Raw genomic sequence first — 18417 nt, 5'->3', positions numbered from 1 at the left:
GATAAAAAAATAAATAAAAATTTGGCATAATGGTATTATTTTTTATCTTAAAATATTTTTTATTTAAATTTAGCAAGGAAAAAGTATGCAAAGACAAACTTGGAGCAATACGCTAACTTATATCCTTACAGTAGCAGGAGCGACTATTGGTTTTGGAGCCACTTGGCGTTTTCCATACTTAGTAGGTGAAAATGGAGGCGGTGCTTATGTTTTAGCCTTTTGTATAGCTATGATTTTTATAGGAATTCCTGTGATTTTGGTTGAAAATGTTATAGGAAGACGCAGAATGCTAAATTCAGTCGATGCTTTTGGCGGAAAAACAAGTGATGGGGTTAAAATATCCAATTCTTGGCAAGGTGTTGGCTACATGGGACTTTTAGGTAGTTTTGGGATCATGGCTTATTATATGGTAATAGGTGGATGGGTTTTGGCTTATATTTTTAAAATCATCATAGGTGATTTTAATCTTTCAAGTCCCATTAATGCTCAATATACAAGCGAATTTTATAGCTCTACCATAGAAAATAATCCTTTATTAATAGGAATTTTTACTACTATATTTGTGATAATTAACTGGATTATCTTAAAAAAAGGTGTGATTGATGGCATAGAAAAGTCAGTAAAATACCTTATGCCATTTTTATTTATCTGCCTTTTGGTTGTTGTTGCACGTAATTTAACTCTTGAAGGAGCAAGTGAGGGCGTGAAATTTTACCTTACTCCTGATCTTTCCAAAATCACTCCTAAATTGTTTATAGATGTTTTAGGACAAGTATTTTTTGCCCTATCTTTAGGCTTTGGTGTAATGATAACCTTATCATCTCACCTTAAGAAAAATGAGAATTTAATCAAAACTTCTGTTTATACAGGAATTTTAAATACCCTCATAGCAGTACTTGCTGGTTTTATGATTTTTCCAGCTTTATTTAGCGTAGGTTTAACCCCTGATAGTGGGCCATCTTTAGTTTTTAAAACCTTACCTGTTGCATTTTCACATATACCTTTTGGAAGTATAATTTGTGTGTTTTTCTTTTTACTTTTAATCATCGCTGCACTTACTACAAGCTTGCCAATTTATCAAGTAATCATCAGTGTTTTGGAAGAAAAATTTAAACTAGCTAAAAATACTGCTATTAATCTAACACTTGGAAGTATTTTTGTCTTAGGAAATTTACCATGCATACTTACTTATGGTCCTTTAAGAGATATTACCATCATCAAAGGAAAAAATATTTTTGATAGCTTTGATTTTATTAGTGGAAATATATTCTTTGTTTTAACCGCATTTTTTTGTTGTATTTATGTAGGTTGGGTACTTAAAAAAGATGCTATTTATGAACTTTCTAATCAAAATACTCTAAAAGGAAGTATTTTTAAACTATGGTATTACTATGTTAAGTTTATCATACCTTTGATTATCTTAGTGATTTTTTATTTTGGAATTTTTTAATTTATACTCATAACGCTTTAACATGCTTATATTTCCTTCAAGGCCTCCTTGATGGATATATAAGATTTTTCCACCAAATTGCTCTTTATGAGCTAATAAAGTTTTAAAACCCACCATATCATAAAGCAAATCAAACTCCACTCTACATTCTTTTTTTAGATCTTGATAAAGATCATAAAATTCCAAATAAGGCTTAGCAAAATGATATTTTTTAGGTGGATTTAGTATGGTTAAATTATTAAAATCATAATTTGGCTCTAAGCTTAAAATTTGCTCTTTTAAATACGCACTATCGCCTACGCAAGCACATGTAAAAACTTTAAATTTACTATGTTTAGCCAAAAAAGCCGCAGAAGTTCCTGTACCTGAGGGTAAAAAAATACTTACATTTTCATTCAACTGTTCACTAAGCTCTAAGGCTAGTTGTTGGTATCCAAATTCAGCTTCTTTTATAGCCACACCCTCTTCTATAAAAATATCATCATCTTTTTTTAAGGCTAAAGCTTGTAATCTTCTTGTAGGATAATTTGTATTTTCTATCAACTCAACATTGTATTTTAATGCAAATTCTAAATTTCCATGGGGATTTTCTTTTAAAAAAGAACTAATTTTTTCACAAACAAAAATAAGTGAAAAATCATTTTCGTAACAAAACTTAGCTAAAGCAACTAAAGCATTACTTTGAGAAGAACCAAAAGAAATAAACCTTTGTCCTTTTTTAAATAAATGTTTGTTTTTTTCAAATAAGGCTAGTTTTCTAGCCTTATTTCCATTGATATAACCTAGTAAATCATCTCTTTTGAGTAAAAATTCAAAATTTTTGTATTTTAAAACATCAATTTTACTTGCTATCAAGGTATTTTTCAACCTTTTCTAAAGCATTATTCGTATTGATATTAAACTTAATCTCTATTCTACGGCTTGCTTCTTTATCTTCTTTACCATCTTTCATAATCACATCAGAATAAGACCTACCGCTTGCCATTAAAAGTTTTTGCAATCTTGGATCTTTGTAAAATGAGTGTATAAAACTCATCACAGCATAAGCTCTTTTTTGCGATAAATCAAGATTATATATATAAGAACCTGCACTATCTGTATGACCTTCTATCACTATATTTTCTATGCTATTTAAGATATTTTCATCTTTTAAAATATTGTCAAAATACTGCGTTAAAATTGCTTTTAAATTCTCTTTTGCTTGAGCTTTTAGCGTAAAAGAATTTGTATCAAAAAGCACTTCAGAAGGTAAAACTATCGCCCCTGTATTAGAATCTAAGGTAATATTAGTGTCAAATTTAGCTTGAAGATTTTTAATGGTATTTTCTTTGATTAAACCTAGTTCTTTGATCTTACTTTTTGCCTCATCAAAATTACGCTCTAATTCTTTGATTTCTTCATCTTTTTTGTTTAATCTCTCAAGTAAAGCAAAAATTTGTTGATCTTTTTCATCCAAACTTGAATTTAAATCTTGATTGAGTTTAGTAATGTTAGCCTCTAAAGCCTGTTTTTGCTTATTAACATCATCAAGCGTGCTTGAAGTATTATTTAATTTTTGGCTAAGATTTTTTAAAATATCTTCTTTTTGGTTTAATTCTTCTTTGTTCTCTCTTAAGCGCTCTTCTTGTTTTTGCAGATTTTCTTTTATGATTTGCAAATCACTTTGAGTTAAAACATACTTAACAACTATAGCTCCAATAAGCAAAATAAATATAAAAAGCAAGCCCGCCATTAAATCTGCATAAGCTATCCAAAAATTATTTTCTTCATTGTTAGAATTATTTTTTATCATCTATTTTTTCATCTTCTTTTTGATTTTCAAGCTTTGCAATAACTTGTGTAGTTTGCTCATCTAATTCTTTGCTTTCTTCTTTAAATTCTTGCATTAGTGAAATTTTTTCATCGATATTTTTTTCATCTTCATAAGCTTCTTTAAAAGTGTGCATACCTTCTATAATACTTGCCCTAAAGCCCTCGAAAAGTTTAGTTTGATTATCTAGCATAAGATTTTGATATTTTTCAATATTATTTGAAAAATTATTCACCTTTTCATCTAAAGCACTCACGCTTTTATCTAAATGCACAATCTTATCAGAACTCACATCCAAAAGTCTGTTGTATTGCTCTGAAATTCTTAAAGTTAAATCTTTTATGTTCGAATTTAGCATATTTACCGCATTTGCAATCTCGCTGTAAGTTTTAACTATATCTTTTTGCTCTCTTTGGGTTTTAGACAAATCACTCATAGTTTGTTTTACATGCTCACTGCTTAATCTTACAGCTTTTTCCTCAGCATTTATAAGCTCTTGAAAAACTTTGAATTTTCTATCTATTGTATTATCTAATTCTTTAAAAAATTCCTCATTGCTCACATGCTCAAAAATCGTGCCTATTTTTTCAAAATGTTGCAAACTTTCTTGAAGATATTTTCTATCAATTTCTTCTTTAGACCAGAAAAAATCGCTTGTTGCATTTTTTTGACGATTAAGAAGTTTTTGAAATTTACTGCTGCCGTATTTTTCAAAAAATATCCACCAAAGTGCTAAGAAAATTCCATAAATTGATACATAAAAGGCTGTTCCTACTCCATTTAATAAAACTGAAATTTCTTGTTCTAAACCTGCTGTGTCACTTGAATTAAAATTTGGCATAGACATTGCTATACTTATAAAAGTCCCCAAAATACCGAGCATAGGAAAAATAGCTGCACCTACAGAAGCAAAATTTTCATTTCTCAAATCTTTCACATAAGCATAAGCAAAATCATCAAAACTAGCGTTTGACTTTGTTTCTTTACCTATAACTAAAAAATGCTTCATAATATAGCGTTTTAATATAAGCTTAAATTCATCTTTTTGTTGCTCAAAAATACTTGAAGCATAATCAGCACTATGTCTAGCAAAGATCAAAGCTACCAAAAAGATAATCCCTATCATTACAACACTATGTAATTCTACTTTAAAATCAATCTTTCCAAAATATCCTAAAAGCACTAAAATATACAATATAGCAGGGATAAATATAATCTTTAAATAAGCAACAATTCCTGTACTACCTTTTCCCTCAGGCAATACAAGATCAGAAAAATCATCAGTTGTTTTAACTTCCATTTTATAAACCTTTGTTAATTTTGCTCTAAAAATTTAAAATCTTCACAGGAAAATCAACTAAGAGTTATAAAACTCTTAGTTTCTATCGATACAATTTAAATCACTAAAAGCACACTCTAAGCGTTTGATCATGCTCTCTTCGCCCGCTCTAAGCCATACTCTTGGATCATAGTATTTTTTATTTGGCTTATCATCGCCTTCAGGATTACCAATTTGTCCTTGCAAATAAGCTTTATTTTTAAGTTCATACTCTCTAACACCATCCCAAAAAGCCCATTGAGTATCTGTATCAATATTCATCTTAATCACACCATAGCTAAGCGCAGCTTTGATATCTTCTATATCACTACCACTGCCACCATGGAAAACAAAATTGATTGGTTTTTCTTCACCAAGATTGAATTTTTCTTTTACATAATTTTGAGAGTTTTTAAGAATTTCAGGTCTTAAAATCACATTTCCTGGTTTATATACTCCATGTACATTACCAAAGCTAGCTGCGATTGAAAATCTATCACTAATTTTAGAAAGTCTCTCATAAGCTAGTGCTACATCCTCAGGCTGGGTGTATAATTTTGCATTATCGATATTAGTATTATCCACCCCATCTTCTTCACCGCCCGTACATCCTAGCTCAAGCTCTAAAGAAATCCCAAGCTCAGACATTTGTTTTAAATAATTTTCACAAGTGCTTAGATTGCTTTCTAAATCCTCTTCGCTTAAATCAATCATATGGGAACTAAACAAAGGCTTGCCTGTTTCTTTTTTAAACTCAATATTTGCTTCAATCAAAGCATCGATCCAAGGAAGTAATTTTCTAGCAGCATGATCTGTGTGTAAAATCACCGGAACTCCATAGGCTTTTGCCATTAAATGTACATGTCTTGCACCACTTATAGCACCAAGCACATCAGCTTTTGGGCAAGCTTTCCCTGCTACAAATTTAGCTCCTCCATTTGAAAACTGAATAATCACAGGTGAATTAACTTTTTTAGCACTTTCTAAAACCGCATTGATAGAATTTGTCCCCACGACATTTACCGCAGGGATAGCAAATCCTTCTTTTTTTGCATGATTATATACGATATTTAGATCATCACCACTTAAAACACCTGGTTTAACAAGATCTAATACGCCCATTATTTGTATTCCACTTTTGCTTTTTGAAGAAGTTCTTGAGCTTTTTTATTCATAAGTTCTTTAAATTCTTCCATTTTGATATTGCTTTCAATACCTGCTTTTACTTCATTATAGCTCATAGTACTTTTTGCTCTAGCATCTTCTTTTAAGATAACATGATATCCAAAATCACTCTTTATAGGTGTTTTAGAAATAGTACCTTTTTTCATAGAAAAAGCTGCATCAGCAAATGGTTTTACCATAGTTGATTCAGCAAACCAACCAAGATCACCACCTTGAGCTGAAGAACCTTTGTCGATTGATTTTTCTTTTGCAAGTTGAGCAAATTTATCATTTAAAGCTTTTCCACTTAGCTTACTAAGCTCAGCAATAATATCTTTAGCTTCTTTTTCACTAGTTACCAAAATATGCTTAGCTTTCACTTGAGCTGGTTTAGTGAATTTATCTTTATTTGCTTCATAGAATTTTTTAGCTTTAGCATCATTATTTTTAATTGAATCAAAAATTTTCTTTTGGTAGATATTTACTAAAATAGCTTCTTTAGCACGCTCTAATTCTTCTTTATATGAAGGATCATTTTCTATTTTTTGAGCTTTAGCGTCTTTTAATACAAGTTGTTGAACGATATATTGATCAATAATTGCTTTTTTTTGTTCAGCTGGTAAATCAGTGATTTTAGCACCTCTTAGCATAGGAGCAAAAAATTCATTCACTTCTGTATCGCTGATATTGTTTCCATCAAGGGTTGCAACCACCGCAGCATTTAAACTTAAGCCTGTTAACAAAGCCGCAGCAACTAAAGAAATTTTTTTCATTGTTTTTCCTTTTGAAATAGTTTTGTTGATTTTATTATATCTAAACTTTATTTAAAGCCGATTAACATACAATAAGTTTATGAAAAGAAATTTAGAAATTAAAAAATTATTTTTAGAGCATTTTGGAGAGGCAAAAACAGAATTAGTTTTTAGTAATGCTTATGAACTTATAGTTTGTGTTATGCTTTCAGCTCAATGTACTGATAAAAGGGTTAATCTCATCACACCGGCTTTATTTGAAGCTTATCCTAGCGTACAAGATTTAGCTAAGGCAAACTTATCATCTTTGAAGCTTTTGATTAATTCTTGCTCATTTTATAATAATAAAGCACAAAATTTAATCAAAATGGCTCAAGCAGTTTGCGAGCAATTTAATGGTAAAATTCCTATGAATGAGCAAGATTTAAAAACTCTAGCAGGAGTAGGACAAAAAACTGCACATGTAGTAATGATAGAATGGTGCGGGGCTAATTGTATGGCTGTAGATACTCATGTATTTAGAGTTTCACACAGACTTAATCTTAGCAAAGCCAAAACCCCTGAAGAAACAGAAAAAGACTTAACTAAAATTTTTAAAGATAATCTAAACTATCTTCATCAAGCTATGGTGCTTTTTGGACGCTATACATGCAAGGCTAAAAATCCTTTATGTAAAGAGTGTTTTTTAAATCATTTATGTAAGAGCAAAGATAAAAAGTTAATCTAGCACTAAATTAGTGCTAGATGATTTTAATGAAAAAATGGTAGATATAAGAAAGCATTAATCACTAAAGCATTTACTATATCTATGAAAAATGCACCTACTAAAGGCACAATAATAAATGCCATATGGCTCATACCATAGTGATTTGTTACAGTTTGCATATTCACCATAGCTGTTGGAGTAGCACCTAAACCAAAACCACAATGTCCTGCTGCTAAAACTGCTGCATCATAGTCTTTTCCACATATTCTAAAGGTTACAAATATAGCAAAAGCAGCCATCATAGCAACTTGTACTACTAAAATTACTAGCATCGGTAGTGCAAGGGTTACTAGATCCCAAAGATTAATAGTCATTAGTGCTAAAGCTAAGAATAATGACAAGCTTACATTACCTAAAACTGATACTTCTCTATCAAATACATGGTGAATTTTTGTAGCTGATAAAACATTTCTTAGAACAACACCCACAAAAAGACAATACACAAAAGTTGGTAAAGTAAAACCTGTATTTGCTTTGATATAAGTAGATAAAGCATTACCTATTAATAAACATAAAGCAATCAATGCTAAAGACTCTATAAAAGAAGATGGAGTAATCAATCTTTCTTTTTCTGGAGATTGGAAATTTAAAATCGCATCTTTATCATCATTTTGTTTTGGAACTACTAATTTGTGTTTATTAACCAAATATCTCGCAACAGGCCCACCTATGATACCACCTGAAATAAGTCCAAAAGTCGCACAAGCAATCGCAACGGTAGTTGCACTAGAATACAAATAAGGTTCTTTAATAAATTCAGCCGCCCAAGCTGCACCTGTACCATGACCACCACTCATTGTAACAGAACCTGCTATAAGCCCCATAAGCGGATTTTGTCCCATGGCAGTTGCTACACCTATACCAACTATATTTTGCGCAAATAGTAAAGCTACAACTACAACTAAAAAAACTGCTAATTTTCTACCACCTTTTTTTAATGAAGCAAAATCAGCTAACAAACCAATACTTGAAAAGAATGCAAGCATTAACGGATCTTTCATAGATTCATCAAATTTAATGTCTAGCGAAAAAGAACTATGTAAGATTAAAAGAATAATCGCAGCTATTCCACCACCAACAACTGGCTCAGGGATATTATAATCACGAAGAAATTTTACCCTTTTAATGACAAAAACGCCCAAAAGCAATACTATAACCATAGTAACTAGCGTTGCATAAAAATCAAATTTCATACCTCTCCTTTGTTTGATTTACTTATCAATTGTAATCTAAATGACTTTAAAAACAACGCAAATAAACACTACTCTTTACTAAGATATTACAAAATGAAACATTTTTAAGTCTATTTTACTCTGAAATCAATACTATATTATGATACAAATTAATATTTTTAAGTAAAGACAGTTTCGCTCTACTAAGCTCTTGAAGTGAATTAATAAGCAAAGCATCCGCATCAAGATAATCTTTTAGCTCATTACGCCCTAATTCATATTTTTCAAAATATAATTGTGTAATTTTTGCTTGATTGACATTGATATCTTTTACTAAATTTAACAAATCATTATAGTATTTATCATTTTCATAACAAAGTTTAAACTCATGAATAGCTCTTTGTAATGCATCTTTATACTCATATAAGCGTGCTTGGTATGCAAATTCAGAAATTTTTACATTTTGTCTTACTCTATAAAAGTCCAAAAATGGTAAGTCAATAACAACATTACCTCCTAAGATTAAAAATTTAAAACTCTCATCAAAATTTTTATCACTCCCATCTAAATTTCCCAATATTTTTATACTAGGCAAAATACTTTTTTGCACACTTGCATAATCCTTATAAGAAGCCATAAGTTGATTTAGTTTTGCTTGAACTTGTGGTCTATAAGCAAGCATTTTTAACTCTATATCAAAATTAATTTTTTGCAAAGAAAAATCTTCAAGTGTATAATTTAGCATTTTATTAATCAAAAATCCATCATCTTTACCTAGTAAATCTTTTATGTTTTTAAGTGTTAAGTCTTTATTTTGCAAATTTGCAATGATGTTTTGTTTAGTGTTTAATAAAGACTTTTTAATATTTAAAAGATCAATATATTCAACCTTACCATAATCAAATTTAGTAGTATAAATTTCTAGCATTTGCTCAAGATTTTTTAAATGATTGTTTAGCAAGTGATCTACATCATTAAAATAAATCAATTCAAAAATACTATTAATTGCTAAATTAATCGTATCAAGCTCTAAAGAGCGTAACTCATATTCGCTTGCTTTTGCTAAAAATTCAGAACTAGCAACTTGATCTGAAATTTTGCCATATATATCAAGCTCATAATTTAACACAATGCCATTTGAGAAATTATGTATTTCTGCGCCATTGTTTAAATTTTTTCTTATGTTTGCACCTAAATTTCCACTCAAAGTAGGATAAAGATCTAAATTTAAAAGCTTATATCTAGCTAAAGTGCTTAAAAAATTAACTCTTGCCACATTTAAATCTTTATTATTGTCAATAATAGCTTTTAAGATATTATTTAAATCTTGATTATTATATTTTTCCCACCAAGCCTTGCTTGCATTAAAATCTTCAAAATATTCTTTTTTTATTTGATCTTGGGATACTTGTTCTAATTTTACTCCTACGCAAGCATTTAAAAAAAAGGCTATAAAAAATAATAAAAATATTCTCATCTCATTCCTTTGATAAAGCACTAATAGGATTTAAATTTGCTGCATTTTTTGCTGGAAAAAATCCAAAAACCACTCCGATTAAAACCGAACTTAAAAGCCCTAAAAATACTGAATTTAACGAAAGTATCATTGTAAAACCAAAATTTAAAGAATTAAATACTTCAATGATAATAAAAGAAAGCATTACTCCAAAAATGGCCCCTAAAGAACAAATCAACACAGCCTCGATTAAAAACTGCATTAAAATATCTTCTTTTCTAGCTCCAATAGCCATTCTAACTCCAATTTCCCTTGTACGCTCACTTACTGAAACAAGCATGATATTCATCACACCAATACCACCTACTATCAAAGATACCACCGCAATAGAAGAAATAAGTAAAGTCAAAGTAGCAGTATTTTCCTCAATAGCATTTTTAATCGCGTCAGAATTTATAGTGAAAAAATCTTTTTTTCCGCGTTTAATCTCTAAAATTTTTACCATAGCCTCTTCAGCTAAAGCAGGATTTACCTCATCTTTTACCTTAGTTACTATAGCTCTTATTTGTTTATCCCCTGTGATTTTATTCATCAAAGTAGAATAAGGAGTGTAAATTTTAATGGTATTTTCATCAGCTCTAAAGCCTTTATTATCTCTTTCTTTTTTTAAAACACCAACTATAGTTAAAGGCTGTTTGTTAAAAATCACACTTTTACCTAAAACATCTTTAGCGCTGATATTATCAAATAAAATTCTCAAAGCATTTTCATCTATAATACAAATATTAGTATTATCTTTTATATCTTCATTATTAATAAACCTACCATCTACCATCACAAAACCTCTAAGCCTTAGATGATTTGGCCCTACTCCATAAATTCTAGCTTGCAAAGAATTATTCTTATAAGTTACTACCCCTATTTTGCCCACATCTGCTTCTACCGCTTCTAAATAAGGCAAAGAACTTAAGGTTTTTAAATCACTTAAATTTAGCCTTGTTTTACCTGATCGAATATCTCCCAAACCACGCCCTGAAACAACTTCTATGGTATTAGTCCCAATAGAACTAATAGAAGCAAGTATGTTTTGTTGGGCTCCAAGTCCTAAAGCAACCACGCAAACTACTGAAGCTATGCCTATGATAATACCAAGCATAGTAAGCAAAGAGCGTAGCTTGTGTGCTACAATGGAAGCTATGGACATTTTTAAACTTTCAAAAAGCTGATTTTTAAGCAAATTAAAGCTTTTTTTCTCTTTTGGCATTAACTTAGCTTTTATTTCGTCTGCTTTTTTTGCACCATTATCACTTATAATCTTACCATCTTTAATTTCTATAACTCTTTTTGCTCTAGCAGCTATTTCTCTATCATGAGTGACTAAAACTACAGTGTGTCCTTGCTCATTTAGTTTATTTAAAATTTCTAAAACTATCTTACCGCTTTTAGAATCAAGCGCACCTGTTGGCTCATCTGCTAAAATAAGCTCACCACCATTCATCAAAGCTCTTGCTATGGAAACTCTTTGCTGTTGCCCACCACTTAGTTCATTTGGCTTTGATAATTCTTTATGATCAAGCTCTAAAAAAGAAAGTAATTCTTTAGCCTTTTGCGATCTTTCTTGTTTGTTTTTTCCTGCATAAACAGCAGGTAAGGCTACATTATCTTTAGCATTTAAAAGACTAAGCAAATTATATCTTTGGAAAATAAAACCAATTTTTTCGCGTCTAATTCTTGCTTTTTCATCTTTGCTTAAATTAGTTACTTCATATGCATCTAAAAAATATTTTCCACTACTTGGCTCATCAAGTGTGCCTATAATATTTAAAAGAGAGGTTTTACCACTTCCTGATTGTCCTATAATGGCTACAAATTCTCCCTTTTGAATATAAAGATTAATATTTTCTAAAATAGTTGTATTATTAATCTTTTTTTGTATATTTTCTAAGCGTATCATTTTTTATTTTTACCTATGATAACTAAATCACCCTCATTAATACCATCTAAAATTTGAGTATTTAAACTATCTTTGATACCTAATTTAACATGTGTTTTTACACTTATATTATTGGCTTTTAAAATTTCTACATAATAACCACTTGTATCACTTTTTATAGCCAAAGTTGGTATAACTAAAGTATTATTTTCTGTTTTAATAGCAATTTCATTTTCTGTACTCATACCTATGCGTAAAAAATTATTATCATTTTTTACAAAAACCCTTGCATAATAATATACAGCGCTAGTGCTAGTACTTGAGTTTGAGTTTAAATTTGTATTGCTTGTTGCATCACTTATGGTAGTATTTGCTGGATCTATACTTGAAATAGTTGCTTCATATTTTTTATCAGGCTCATTTAAAATGCTAAATTTTACCTTTTTTCCAACACTGATTTTATTAATATCAGCTTCAGCTATTTGCATACGAATTTCCATTTCACTTAAATCAGCCAAGCGCACTATACTTGGTGTATTTTGGTTTGCATTTACAGTTTGACCTTCTTCAACCGCTACATTAATAATCTCACCCTTACTAGGTGCGGTTATAGTAGTATAAGCTAAATCTTTTTGAGCATTTTTTAAAGAAATTTCAAGTTGAGTAGTTTGAGCTTTTAAATCAGCTACATTTGCTCTTAAGGCATAAAAAGTATTTTTAAGATTTTCAAGATTTTCTAAAGAGGTAGCCTTTTTAGCATAAAGCTTTTGCTCTCTTTGGTATTGTTTAGTAGCTATATCAAGAGCGATTTTTTTACTTTCTAAATTTGCCTTTGCACTTTCAAGCTGAGCTTTGGTAATATCTAAATCATTTTGTTGCTTATCTTTATCAATTTGTGCGATTAAATCACCCTCATTAACATGATCACCTAATTTTACATAAAGTTTAGTAATTTGCCCACTAACTTGAGCACCAACATCAACTTGTGTTTTTGCATAAACTTCGCCTATTGCTTCTATACTTTGAGTGATGTCTTGTTTTTTAACCTCATAAGTTAGATAATTATATTCTTCCTTATTTGCAAAAAAGAAAAAATACACCCCTATAATGAGTAAAATCAAAAATATGCTTAAATAAATTATTTTTTTCATTTTAATCCTTTAAAAATCATATAATAAAACATTTGTATGAAGTAAAAATAAAATTGTAACAATAAAATATAATTTTAACAATTTTAAAGCTTATAAGATATAAGATAAATCAAAAAAAGGAAAAATAATGCAAGATTATTTAAATTTAATGCAAAATCGCTCTTCTATTAGAGCTTACACCCAAGAAAAAATTTCTAAAGAGAATTTAGAATATATCTTAGAATGTGCTAGATTATCTCCTAGCTCCTTAGGACTTGAACCTTGGAAATTCTTAGTTTTTCAAAAAGATGAACATAAAAAAGAAATTGCTAAAATAGCTAGCAATCAAAGCCATGTAGCAAATTGCGCTGCTATTATAGTTGTAATTTCAAGGGCTGATTTTAAAGATTATTTTGAAGAAAAACTAAAAAAGAGAGGTTTAAGTCAAGAAGAATTAAACAAACGCTTGCAAACTTATAAGCCATTTTTAGATGCAATGGATTTAGAACAAAGTTTTATTTATGCCAAAGAACAAAGTTATCTTGCTATTGCAAATATTATCAATGCTGCTTATAGTTTAAATTTGGGCTCATGTATTATCGGTGGTTTTGATAAAGATAAAATCAATCAATATTTAAATTTAGACACCGCTAAACAAAGAGTATCTATGCTCATTACTTTAGGACATACCCAAGAAAATATTAGCACAAAAAAAGCTCGTTTTGCATTTGATGAAGTGGTAGAATTTAAAGATTAATCAAATATCAAAACTCCATTTAAATTTTATATAATAGAATAATATTTTTAAAATAAAATGGAGTTTTAAATGCAAGGAAATTTCTTAAAGATTTTTGGCGTATTGCCATTTTTAGCAGTAGCTTTTATTAATGCTTTTGTAGATTTAGGACACAAAATCATTATACAAAACACTATCTATAAATTTTATGAAGATAGCACCCAACTTTTTTTAACCGCTATTGTCAATGCTTTGATGCTTTTACCTTTCATCCTTATGCTTTCGCCTTCTGGATTCTTAGCAGATAAATTTCCTAAAAATAAAATTATGAAAATATCTGCATTATTTTCAGTAATATTAACTTGTATTATTTGTTTGTGTTATTATATTGGAGCATTTTGGCTTGCTTTTGTAATGACTTTTATCATGGGAGTACAATCTGCCTTATACTCTCCTGCAAAATATGGTTTTATAAAAGAATTAGTAGGAAAAGAGCTTTTAGCTATGGGAAATGGAGCAGTAAATGCAGTAAGTATTGTGGCTATTTTAGCGGGTATGGCAGTATTTTCTCTAAGCTTTGAAATGCTTTTTGATCCAAATTTTAACACTCCTTCAGATATTTTAATACAAATTGCACCTTTGGGTTTTGTATTAATAGCTTTTGCTTTATTAGAACTTTTTTTAGCTTATAAACTTCCTTGTTTAAAAGAAGAAGATAAAAGTTTAAGTTTTGACAAAAAACAATATTTCCAAGGAAAACTTTTAGCCTCTAATTTAAAAACAATATTTTCTCATAAAATCATTTGGCTTTGCATTGTAGGAATTTCACTTTTTTGGGCCATATCACAACTTTACTTAGTGAGTTTTCCTGTATATGCAAAAAATGATCTTTTCATAGAAAATACCTTTTATGTACAATGCTCTTTAGCTTTTTCTGGCATAGGAGTGATTATAGGATCGCTTATTAGTGGTAAGTTTTCTAAAAATTACATCGAATTAGGTCTTATACCACTAGGTGCCTTAGGAATTTTTCTAATGAGTATTTTAATGTCGTTTTTAGAAAACTTACTAAGTTATAGTGTAGTGTTTTTTATTTTTGGTTTAAGCGGGGCATTTTTTATCATACCTTTAAATTCTCTCATACAATTTCATGCAAAAGAAAATGAACTAGGAAAAGTCTTAGCAGGAAATAATTTCATACAAAATATTTTTATGTTAGGCTTTTTAGCACTAGCTACTTTTGCTGCTTATGCTGAATTTGAAGTGATAAATTTGTTTTATTTTATCATCGCTGTGGCATTTTTTGGAAGCATTTATGTGTTAAGTAAATTGCCTTTTTCTTTAGTGCGTTTATTAATAAGTATAGCGTTTTTTCAACGCTATCGTTTATTAGTAGAAGGTTTTGAAAATATTCCTGAAAAAGGTGGAGCATTATTACTTGGTAATCATATATCTTTTATAGATTGGGCTATTGTGCAAATGGCTATACCAAGAAAAATTTATTTTGTTATGGAAAAAAGCATTTATTCTAAGTGGTATATTAGAATTTTTCTTGATAAATTTGGAGTTATTCCTGTTTCAAGCGCTTCTAGCAAATCAAGCTTAGAGCTTATTGCTATGCATATTAAAAATGGAAATTTAGTTTGCCTTTTCCCAGAAGGAGTGCTTTCACGCCATGGACAGCTTAATGAATTTAAAGGTGGATTTGAGTTAGTTTGCTCAAAATTAGAAGAACAAGATGGAGTGATTTTACCTTTTTATATTAGAGGACTTTGGGGAAGTGCTTTTTCAAGAAGTGATGAAGAATTTTCAGCAAGAAACCGCAAAATAAGCAAAAGAAAAATCGCTATTGCTTTTGGAAAAAGCTTGCCAATACACACTAAAAAAGAAGTGGTTAAAGCAAAGGTTTTTGAACTTTCATTTATTGCTTGGAAATCTCAATGTGAAAGTATGCATACTATAGCTAGAGCTTGGATAGATAGTGCTAAAAGAAATTTAAGTCAAATAGCTATTGTTGATCCTTTAATAGGTGGTATTACTTATAGAAAAATGCTTGCTTTAAGTTTAGTTTTTAGCTCTTTTATAAAAAATAGATCACATGAGTTAAATATACAACCTACCCAAGGAAGCTATGCTCCAAAAGAAGAATGTATAGGAATTTTGCTCCCTGCTTCCATGGCTAGCTCTCTTTGTAATCTAGCCGTATTACTTGCAAATAAAATCGTAGTAAATTTAAACTTCACAGCAGGTGTAAAAGCAATAAATCAAGCCATTCAAAGCTCTCAAATTCAACAAATTTATACTTCTAGAAAATTTATGGAAAAATTAGAAAATAAAGGCATAAAACTAGAATTTGAAGAGCATGTTAGAATTATTTTTATGGAAGATATTATCGCAAACTTTAAAAGACAAAAACTCAAAATCTTTTCTATGCTTGCTTTAGTAAGTATCTTACCTACTTGTTTGATAAAAGCATTATTTGCGCCTAATAAACAAAACCTTGCCATAGCTGCTATATTATTTAGTAGTGGTAGTGAGGGAACACCTAAAGGAGTAATGCTAAATAATCGTAATATTTTAAGCAATATAGCCCAAATTTCAGATGTATTATGTGCAAAAAATGAAGATGTTGTCTTATCTTCTTTGCCACCTTTTCATGCTTTTGGATTAACTGTAACTACTTTTATGCCTTTATTAGAAGGGATTAAAAGCATAACACATGCTGATCCAACAGATGCACTAGGTGTAGCAAAAGCTATAGTAAAAAATAATGTTAGCATTATGTGTGCTACTTCAACTTTTCTAGGTATTTATGCAAGAAATAAAAAACTTGATGCGATTATGTTTGAAAGCTTAAGGATTATCGTTTCAGGTGCTGAAAAACTCAAAAGTGAAGTAAGAAGCGCCTTTGAAATGAAATTTAAAAAACCTATTTTTGAAGGCTATGGAGCCACTGAAACCACTCCAGTTGCAAGTGTAAATTTACCAAATAAATTTGATCCTGACTATTGGATTTTACACCGTGCAAATAAAGAAGGTAGTGTAGGTATGCCTTTACCAGGAAGCGCTATACGCATAGTAGATCCATCTACTTATGAAAGTTTAAATCATGGAGAAGATGGGTTAATACTCATTGGTGGTCATCAGGTTATGGTGGGTTATTTAAACAATAAAGAAAAAACCGATGAAGTTATCAAAGAAATCGATGGCATACGCTGGTATAATACCGGCGATAAAGGTCATGTAGATGAGGATGGCTTTTTATATATAGTAGATCGTTATTCTCGTTTTGCAAAAATTGGTGGAGAAATGATATCTTTAGGAGCTTTAGAAGAAGAAATTGCTAAATTTATCAATACAGATATAGTAAAATTTTGCGCAGTTGCGCTAGATGATGATAAAAAAGGTGAAATGGTATGCTTATTAGTAGAATGCCAAGAGCAAGATTTTGAAGGAATTTGTGAAGCGATTAAAAACTCTACTATGCCTGCTATTTTTAAACCAAGTAGATATTTTAAAGTAGAACAAATTCCACTTTTAGGTTCTGGCAAAGTGGATTTAAAAGGTGCTAAAGATTTAGCTAAAATCTTGCAAACTCATTAAAATAAGCCTTTAGCTTATTTTAATTCTAAATTAATCTTACGAATGATTTCTTTCATGCTTTTTTCTAATTTTTGCATATTTTGTATCATAAATTCTATAATCTTATCCCAATTTTCTTCATCATAAGAGTCAAATTCTTTTTCATATTTTATTCTACAAGCTCTTTTTTCTTCCAATCTTTCCCAAATCAATGTTTTTCCAAATTGATTTTCTATTTTTTCTTTATATTCTAAAAAACCATCAAAAATACATTCGTTTTTTTCTTTATCTTTACTATCTATATAAAGCTCAACTCTAGCACAATCTTTATTAAAAACAAAAGCATAATGGCAAAATCCTGCTCCACTTCCTGTATTAATCCAATTGTCTTTTGATGGTTTAGTATTAGAAAATAGTTCAAATTTTTCTTCTTTAATTTTATTTAACAATTTACTCCAAAATTTAAATCTTATATTGTGTCTTTGTTTTTGAGAACTATTGATTAAGTTTTGCTCTTGTTCTTTTTTTGCTAGTTTTATGATGTATTCTTGTGTTTCTTTTATAGGTATTATTTGTTCTACATTTAAAAAATACTCTTGGCTAAATTCATAAGGTGTAACTTTAAAACATTGTATAGACAAGCCTTGATTAATAAGCCACAAAACCGCTGAAGTTACTTCTTTTCTAAAATTTGCTGCCACTAAAACAATGCGCTGATGTTGATTTTCTATTCTTATATCATCATAATTTTCCTCATCAACACCAAAAAATTCGCATAATTTTTTCTTGTAATTTTCATTTATTAAATACCGTTGATAGATTTTTTCAATATCACTCTTGCTAAAAGTAGAACAATAAGAAGCATATTTAAGTGCTTGCCAAGTTACATCTTTCCCACTATCATCTCGTTTGTTTTCTATAATTACCAAATTGCCTTCTTTATCCAAAGCTAATAAATCTAATCTTTCATTGGTGCCATCAAAGTCTTGAAATTCTTTCTGTATAATAAGCAAATCCTCACCAAAACAACTAGGATTTTTTGCTATCCATTCTTGCAAATTGTTTCTTTCTGTAAATTTTAAATCTTTAAAACTTTTTTCTGGTAATTTTGTAATAGAATTTTCTAATTTATTTATCTTATACATAAG

The 18417-nt window shown here is 29.7% G+C and carries 14 protein-coding genes; 4 read left to right on the top strand and 10 right to left on the bottom strand.

The window, feature by feature from the left end:
• Window positions 1-85: 85 nt before the first annotated feature.
• Entirely contained in the window at window positions 86-1450 is a 1365-nt protein-coding gene (locus L8X36_RS00930) for a sodium-dependent transporter (RefSeq protein ID WP_214126899.1), read from the top strand.
• On the opposite strand, the gene L8X36_RS00925 is transcribed toward L8X36_RS00930, so the two are convergent.
• From L8X36_RS00925 to L8X36_RS00905, 5 genes are all read right to left on the bottom strand, one after another.
• Window positions 1421-2305, bottom strand: coding sequence for a 1-aminocyclopropane-1-carboxylate deaminase/D-cysteine desulfhydrase (locus L8X36_RS00925; RefSeq protein WP_263682169.1), 885 nt, complete (start codon window positions 2303-2305; stop codon window positions 1421-1423). The genes L8X36_RS00930 and L8X36_RS00925 overlap by 30 nt on opposite strands.
• Window positions 2292-3242, bottom strand: a complete 951-nt coding sequence (locus L8X36_RS00920; RefSeq protein WP_263671400.1) for an OmpA family protein — start codon at window positions 3240-3242, stop codon at window positions 2292-2294. Before L8X36_RS00920 ends, L8X36_RS00925 begins: the two co-directional genes overlap by 14 nt.
• Window positions 3229-4560: a MotA/TolQ/ExbB proton channel family protein gene (locus L8X36_RS00915; RefSeq protein ID WP_263682168.1), complete on the bottom strand. Its 1332-nt coding sequence runs from the start codon at window positions 4558-4560 to the stop codon at window positions 3229-3231. The genes L8X36_RS00920 and L8X36_RS00915 overlap by 14 nt, the downstream gene beginning before the upstream one ends.
• A gap of 75 nt (window positions 4561-4635) precedes the next feature.
• Window positions 4636-5700, bottom strand: a complete 1065-nt coding sequence (gene fbaA, locus L8X36_RS00910; protein WP_258107514.1) for a class II fructose-bisphosphate aldolase — start codon at window positions 5698-5700, stop codon at window positions 4636-4638.
• Window positions 5700-6515 carry a peptidylprolyl isomerase gene (locus tag L8X36_RS00905; RefSeq protein WP_047208348.1) on the bottom strand — a complete coding sequence of 272 codons (816 nt, stop codon included), beginning with the start codon at window positions 6513-6515 and terminating at the stop codon, window positions 5700-5702. The genes fbaA and L8X36_RS00905 overlap by 1 nt, the downstream gene beginning before the upstream one ends.
• Before the next feature lie 79 nt (window positions 6516-6594).
• On the opposite strand from L8X36_RS00905, the gene nth reads away from it, so the two are divergent.
• Window positions 6595-7221, top strand: a complete 627-nt coding sequence (gene nth / locus L8X36_RS00900; protein WP_263682167.1) for an endonuclease III — start codon at window positions 6595-6597, stop codon at window positions 7219-7221.
• Between the two features lie 23 nt (window positions 7222-7244).
• On the opposite strand, the gene gltS is transcribed toward nth, so the two are convergent.
• The 4 genes from gltS to L8X36_RS00880 all read right to left on the bottom strand — a co-directional run bounded on the left by gltS (window position 7245) and on the right by L8X36_RS00880 (window position 12972).
• Entirely contained in the window at window positions 7245-8453 is a 1209-nt protein-coding gene (gltS, locus tag L8X36_RS00895) for a sodium/glutamate symporter (RefSeq protein ID WP_263663209.1), read from the bottom strand.
• A 115-nt stretch (window positions 8454-8568) separates the two neighbouring features.
• Window positions 8569-9909, bottom strand: a complete 1341-nt coding sequence (locus tag L8X36_RS00890; protein ID WP_263682166.1) for a TolC family protein — start codon at window positions 9907-9909, stop codon at window positions 8569-8571.
• Window position 9910: 1 nt separating this feature from the next.
• Complete coding sequence (locus L8X36_RS00885) at window positions 9911-11842, bottom strand: ABC transporter permease (protein ID WP_263682165.1); 1932 nt, start codon at window positions 11840-11842, stop codon at window positions 9911-9913.
• On the bottom strand, window positions 11839-12972 hold the full coding sequence (locus L8X36_RS00880; protein ID WP_263682164.1) for an efflux RND transporter periplasmic adaptor subunit: 1134 nt from the start codon (window positions 12970-12972) through the stop codon (window positions 11839-11841). The genes L8X36_RS00885 and L8X36_RS00880 overlap by 4 nt, the downstream gene beginning before the upstream one ends.
• 127 nt (window positions 12973-13099) lie before the next feature.
• Here L8X36_RS00880 and L8X36_RS00875 point away from each other — a divergent pair, with 127 nt between their 5' ends.
• Window positions 13100-13708: an NAD(P)H-dependent oxidoreductase gene (locus L8X36_RS00875; protein ID WP_263682163.1), complete on the top strand. Its 609-nt coding sequence runs from the start codon at window positions 13100-13102 to the stop codon at window positions 13706-13708.
• 69 nt (window positions 13709-13777) lie between these two features.
• Window positions 13778-17290 (top strand): acyl-[ACP]--phospholipid O-acyltransferase, encoded by a 3513-nt coding sequence (locus tag L8X36_RS00870; protein ID WP_263682162.1) that lies wholly within the window; start codon window positions 13778-13780, stop codon window positions 17288-17290.
• Window positions 17291-17304: 14 nt separating this feature from the next.
• Here L8X36_RS00870 and L8X36_RS00865 read toward each other — a convergent pair whose 3' ends face one another.
• Window positions 17305-18414 (bottom strand): DUF4268 domain-containing protein, encoded by a 1110-nt coding sequence (locus tag L8X36_RS00865; RefSeq protein WP_263682161.1) that lies wholly within the window; start codon window positions 18412-18414, stop codon window positions 17305-17307.
• Window positions 18415-18417 lie beyond the last annotated feature (3 nt).

Source organism: Campylobacter sp. CNRCH_2014_0184h (assembly GCF_025772985.1).
Classification (GTDB): Bacteria; Campylobacterota; Campylobacteria; order Campylobacterales; family Campylobacteraceae; genus Campylobacter_D.
Note: the sequence above shows the minus strand (reverse complement) of the source record. Positions and strands in the feature narration are given on the sequence as shown.